The 5,559-nt window shown below is 50.7% G+C and carries 4 protein-coding genes; 1 reads left to right on the plus strand and 3 read right to left on the minus strand.

Features of this window, described 5'->3' with window-relative positions; all coding sequences use genetic code 11:
• The 3 genes from ACWIZX_RS11940 to ACWIZX_RS11950 all read right to left on the minus strand — a co-directional run.
• Positions 1-314: NAD-binding protein (locus tag ACWIZX_RS11940; protein WP_448335937.1), on the minus strand; the 314-nt coding region annotated here is incomplete at its 3' end.
• A gap of 4 nt (positions 315-318) precedes the next feature.
• Entirely contained in the window at positions 319-1,008 is a 690-nt protein-coding gene (locus ACWIZX_RS11945; RefSeq protein WP_448335938.1) for a potassium channel family protein, read from the minus strand.
• On the minus strand, positions 1,008-2,948 hold the full coding sequence (locus ACWIZX_RS11950; RefSeq protein ID WP_448335939.1) for an APC family permease: 1,941 nt from the start codon (positions 2,946-2,948) through the stop codon (positions 1,008-1,010). The genes ACWIZX_RS11945 and ACWIZX_RS11950 overlap by 1 nt, the downstream gene beginning before the upstream one ends.
• A gap of 211 nt (positions 2,949-3,159) precedes the next feature.
• Here ACWIZX_RS11950 and ACWIZX_RS11955 point away from each other — a divergent pair.
• The coding region (locus tag ACWIZX_RS11955) for a PAS domain S-box protein (protein WP_448335940.1) at positions 3,160-5,559 on the plus strand (2,400 nt) is incomplete at its 3' end.

The following is a 5,559-nucleotide window of genomic DNA, read 5'->3' on the forward strand; positions in this document are numbered from 1 at the left end:
TTACGTGGGTTATTGATGCGTGCAATGGTGCGGGGTACTTTGTAGCGGCTGCGCGCCATGAAACAGATTGCCAGATTGACCTCGTCCTCAGTTGTACAGGCTGCCAGCACATCCGCCTTTTCTGCGCCAGCCTTTTCCAACACCAGCGGATCAATCGGGCGTCCTTCAAAAATTACTTCGGTGGGTAATTCTTTGTGCAAGCGAGCCAGCACATCCGAGCGATTATCAATTAATTGAACAAAATGATTTTGGGCAACCAGAATTCGCGCCAGTTGCGCGCCAGTTCTCCCGCCGCCTGCAATGATCACGTACATCTGGCTACTCCTTTTGCTCCAACAACTTTTGGCGCAAGCAATTACTGCCGTTGAAGGTCGCACTTACGTGGATGATATCGCCACCCTTGATAGTCAAACCGGATTGGGGCAGCATTGCCCGTCCGGCGCGAGTAACCGAAATCGGCAGGCATTCTTCGTCCGGCAGCAATTCTTCCAACGTTTTGCCTTCCCACCTCTCCGGAATGACAAATTCATACACTTCCACTTCGCCATTGCCTGCCGAAAAAACGGTATGAATGCCGGAATCATACAGCATTTCCTCAATGCGCTGCGCACCCCAGCTGGTTGAACTGATGACTTGCAAATCCAATTCTTCAAAGAGCACCCGGCAGCGGGGATCATAATTGCGCGCCACTACATTGGGTACATGATAAACCTCGCGGGCTACCCGCGCAACAACAGCATTGATGGCATCGGAGCTGGTAACGGCTGCCAGCGCGTCAGCCTGTTCAATGCCGGCCCGCACCAATACATCCTGAGAGAGGGCATCCCCTTCATGAATGCGGCCGGTAAAATCGGGCGGCAAATTATTGAACGAGGTTGGCGATGAATCAATCACGGCCACCAGATGACCGGCGCGGAACAGGCGGTATGCCAGTGCAGAGCCGAGTCGGCCGCAGCCGATCACAATGATTTGCATTCGTTTTTGCTTTTGTTCTATTTCTGTTTTCATCAATCCACCTGATAGGGAACACTCGTAATCACAATATCCTTGTGAAAGAGCAGCGCCATCCGCAAAGTGAGCGCAGTTTGGGTATGCAGCAAGCCTGCCCACCAGTGACGCGGCACAAATTCCGGCACGACAATGGTGATGATTTCATTCGGCTGACGCTGCGATTCAATTTCATCAATGTATTCTAACAGCGGTTCAATAAATAAACGATAGGGTGACTCAAGAATCACCAGCCGTCTTCCATCTCCCCAGATTTCCCACTTCTGACGCACCTTTTCGGCTTCCTGTGGGTCAATCGAAACATGTACGGCGGTAATATCATCAGAAAGGGTGCGGGCGTAGCGCAAGGCGGCCAGCGTGCCGCGGTGAACCCCACCAATCGGGATGATCACCCGATGGCGGGCTATCCGCGGTAACCCCCCATAATTTTCCAGCGACAATCTGACTGCCAGGTGGCGGTAATGCCGTTGGATACCGCTGAAAATCACCACCAGTGTCGGAATAATGACAATCACAACCCACGCGCCATCCACAAATTTGGTGGCAGCGAATACAAGCATCACCACCCCGGTACTAAATGCGCCAAACCCGTTAATCAGCATTTTTATCAGCCAGTTAGGGTCATAACGCAATACAGAGCCACGTTCCTTTAAGGTTTCCCCCTCTTTCAACCTGCCTATCTTCCACCAGCGGTGCGCCATGCCAGCCTGTGACAAAGTGAAGGAAAGAAAAACGCCCACCGCATAAAGCGGAATTAATCGTGTGACCGAGGCCTGAAAAATAACAATCAACAAGGTTGCCAGCATTGCCAGCAACACAATGCCGCGTGAATAAACCAGGCGGCTGCCGCGATAGGTCAACTGGCGGGGTAATAATCCATCTGTGGCAGTGATGGCGCTCAGACGGGGAAAATCGGCAAAGGAAGTATTGGCAGCCATGATCAAGATCACTGTCGTGGCAATGATTACTGCGCCATATAAACCGCCCCTCCCACCAAAAGCGGTGCGTGCCAGCTGCGAGATGACCGTTTCGGCCTCGGAGGGAACCGCCTGAATGTGAGCAGCCAAAAAGGAAATACTCAACATCAGGCTGCCTAAAATTAAGGACATGATAATGAGAGTAGTGCCGGCGTTTTTTGAACGTGGTTCACGAAATGCCGGAATACCATCCGCAATCGCTTCAATGCCGGTCAGCGCAGCCGTGCCGCTGGCAAATGCCCGCAGAATAAGAAAAGCGCCTACCCCGTAGGTAATATGTAAGGTTTCCATCGGCGGAGGATCGCTGACTACCCCCAGACTCCCAAAAACATACCGTGCCAGACCGACCAAAACAGTTCCAAACATGGCGAAGATGAAAAAGTAGGTTGGAATTGCAAAAGTCTTTCCCGACTCTTTAATCCCGCGCAGATTCACCACCATGATGAAACCGACCAATCCGACTGCTATCCAAACCCGGTGTTCAAAGAGAGAGGGGACAGCGGAAACAATTTGCGCCACCCCGGAGGAAATTGAAACCGCTACCGTCAAAATATAATCGGTCAACAAGGCTGCCGCAGCAATTTTGGCAGGTAATTCCCCAATGTTATCGCGGGTAACAATGTACGCTCCCCCGCCGTTCGGGTAAGCATGAACGGTTTGTTCATACGAAAGTGTAACAATTGCCAGTAAAATTACAATGGCAAGAGCAAGCGGGAAAACATACTGATAAGCTTGCGGCCCCAAAACCATTAAAATAACCAGCATTTCCTGGGTGGCATAAGCCGTTGAGGAAAGTGCATCGGAAGCAAAGACAGCCAAACCAATCAAAACCCCAATGGTCTGGTGAGGGGCATCTGCGGTTGGTAAGGGTCTGCCAATCAGCCACGTGCGCCAGCTTTTTTTAGGCTTGACTTCTGTTTCTCGACGAAGTACAGTAGTACCGGTTTGATCCTCAATATTCATTTGTTCTCAAAACGCCTTTACATTCAGACGCAATCCTTCAATCCGTATCAACAAAGCACAAGATTATAATAGCATTTGTTGCCGGGGTCAATTATAATTTTAGTCAAGGAAATTGGATGAACAACTTCCTTGCAATTTCCAAAGAAATATGATGCTCTCAGATAAAAACCCCAAAATTCCTCTACAAGAATTCATCCCAGCCATATTTCCAATGGTTGGAGCAATTTTGGGATTGATCTTTCCCTTCCTGATCACTGCAATCTGGCTGCTTTCGGCAGGGGAGGTACTGACACCAAACAACTTCCTGACGGCTCAATTCAACGAACCGGTTTTATGGCTGGTTGACCTTTTCTCGGCGTTCATCGTCCTTTTGAATATCGTCAATACTTATCAGCAAATCAGTGCCATCCGTCAGGGCCAGCGTCTCAAGGGCGAACTCGCTCAACGGACAAGCGAACTTTACGCGATCAAGGAAGTCTCTCAGCGGGAAATTTTGGAGCGGCATCAGGCCGAAGCCAACATCATACGCGCAAAGAAGGAATGGGAAGCAACCTTCGATGCCATCTCCGACCTGATCTTACTGACCGATTCGAACGGCAAGATCATCCGCTGCAACCGCGCCACTACCCAAACCCTGAAAACCTCATATGCCGATTTGATCGGTAAAAATATCGAAGAAGTTTTTCCGGGAGTCATCGAACCGGTGCAAAAAAAGGCTCTCACCAAAACTCAGGTCATTCCCATGCCGTCTTTGTATGGCTGGTTTGAAGTAACCGGTTTCCCCTTCCAGGATGGTGAAAATCAGCAAGGCATTATCTATATCTTCCATGATATTGCCCAGCGCAAAAAAGCCGAGGCAGAAATTCAACGGCAGAAACAATATTTTGAAAGTATCTTCCAGAATAGCCCGGTAGCCATTGTTACTCTCGATTTGAACGGCCACATCGTCGCCTGCAATCCGGCATTTGAGCGGCTTTTCGGTTACACACAGGCAGAAGTACTCGGTGGAAAACTGGATGAGATCATCACCTCCAGAGAATTTCGCGATGGCGCTTTTGAATTCAGCCGTCGTGTGCGCCAGGGCGAACTGATTCACAGCGTCAGCAAACGCCAGACCCGCCGCGGCGAATTGATTGATGTCGAAATCTTCGGAGTGCCGGTCATCGTTAACGGCCAGGAAGTCGGGGTTCTTAACCTGTATCACAACATCACCGAACTGGTACGCGCCCGCCAGAAAGCCGAAGAGGCCGATCTGGCTAAAAGTGAGTTTCTGGCAAACATGAGTCATGAGATTCGCACACCGCTCAACGGTTTGATCGGCATGCTTAACCTCGCTTTGGATACACCGCTCAACTCCGAACAAAGCGAATATCTCAATGCAGCACTGGAAAGCGCCGAGTCGCTGCTTAACCTGATCAGTGATATTCTCGATCTGTCGAAAATTGAAGCCGGAAAGATGGAATTGGAAACCACCGACTTCAACTTGCGTACCATCGTTGAAAATGTGGCTGTCAATTTCTCGCAGCGCGCCGCCGCCAAAGGGTTGGAACTGGTTTGCCTGATTGACCCGCAAACCCCCGTCCTGCTGCGCGGGGATCCCAACCGTCTGCGTCAGGTGTTGAATAATCTGGTTGGTAATGCTGTAAAATTTACCGAGCAGGGGGAAATTGTCATCACGGTTCAACCCATTGCTCAAACCAGCTCGCAGGCCACCATTAGCTTCTCGGTGCGCGATACCGGCATTGGCATTCCTTTAGACCGTCAGGCGCATATTTTTGAACGCTTTACGCAGGCGGATATGTCAACGACCCGTAAATATGGCGGTTCGGGGCTTGGGCTGGCTATCTCCACCCAGCTGGTTGAACTGATGGGCGGGAAAATCTCCCTGATCAGTGAACCGGGCAGCGGCAGCACCTTTTCCTTCAGCGCCGTCTTTTACCGTCAGGAAGTTCCGGAACAACAGCCGCGCGAACTGATTGCGCTTTCTCACCGAAAACATGTCCTGCTTGCCGATCCAAATGCTTCCAGCCGTCAATCCCTGCGGATGGAACTGGAAAAAGTGGGGTTTGCGGTCAGCGAATGTGAGGATCGCGAATCGTTTATGGGTATGCTGCAATCTGCCGATAACAATCGCGCCCCGGTGCAACTGGCTATGATAGATTACCGGCTTCTCCTGGTCAATGGCCAACCCAGCCTGCCTGCGGATTTTGAACCGTTGATCAACAACAACCTTAAGATCCTGGTTTTGACCTCACTTGGCACTCACGTTTCCCAGGAAGACTGTCACCGTATCGGTTGTACGGCAACACTGATCAAACCTGTTCGTCAACAGGCGCTTTACAATGCTTTGCTAGCCGCCCTTTCCATCACACAGCCCGTCGAATCCGCCGTAAAACCACCCGCCGAAAGCCGTCCAACTGCTTTCGGATTACGGAGTTCCATTCCCCGCCATATCCTTCTCGTTGAAGACAATCCGGTCAATCGCAAAGTAGTGGTCAATTTGCTGACCAAATTTGGGCACACGGTGGAAGAAGCCGAAAATGGCCGCATTGCAATGGAAAAAACCGCACAGAAGAATTACGACCTGATCCTGATGGACATCCAGATGCCC

The organism is Bellilinea sp. (assembly GCF_053501535.1).

Bases quoted from the DNA above. Each gene is read 5' to 3' on its own strand.
- ACWIZX_RS11945 (WP_448335938.1), bottom strand. From the start codon at position 1,008: ATGAAAACAGAAATAGAACAAAAGCAAAAACGAATGCAAATCATTGTG.
- ACWIZX_RS11950 (WP_448335939.1), bottom strand. From the start codon at position 2,948: ATGAATATTGAGGATCAAACCGGTACTACTGTACTTCGTCGAGAAACA.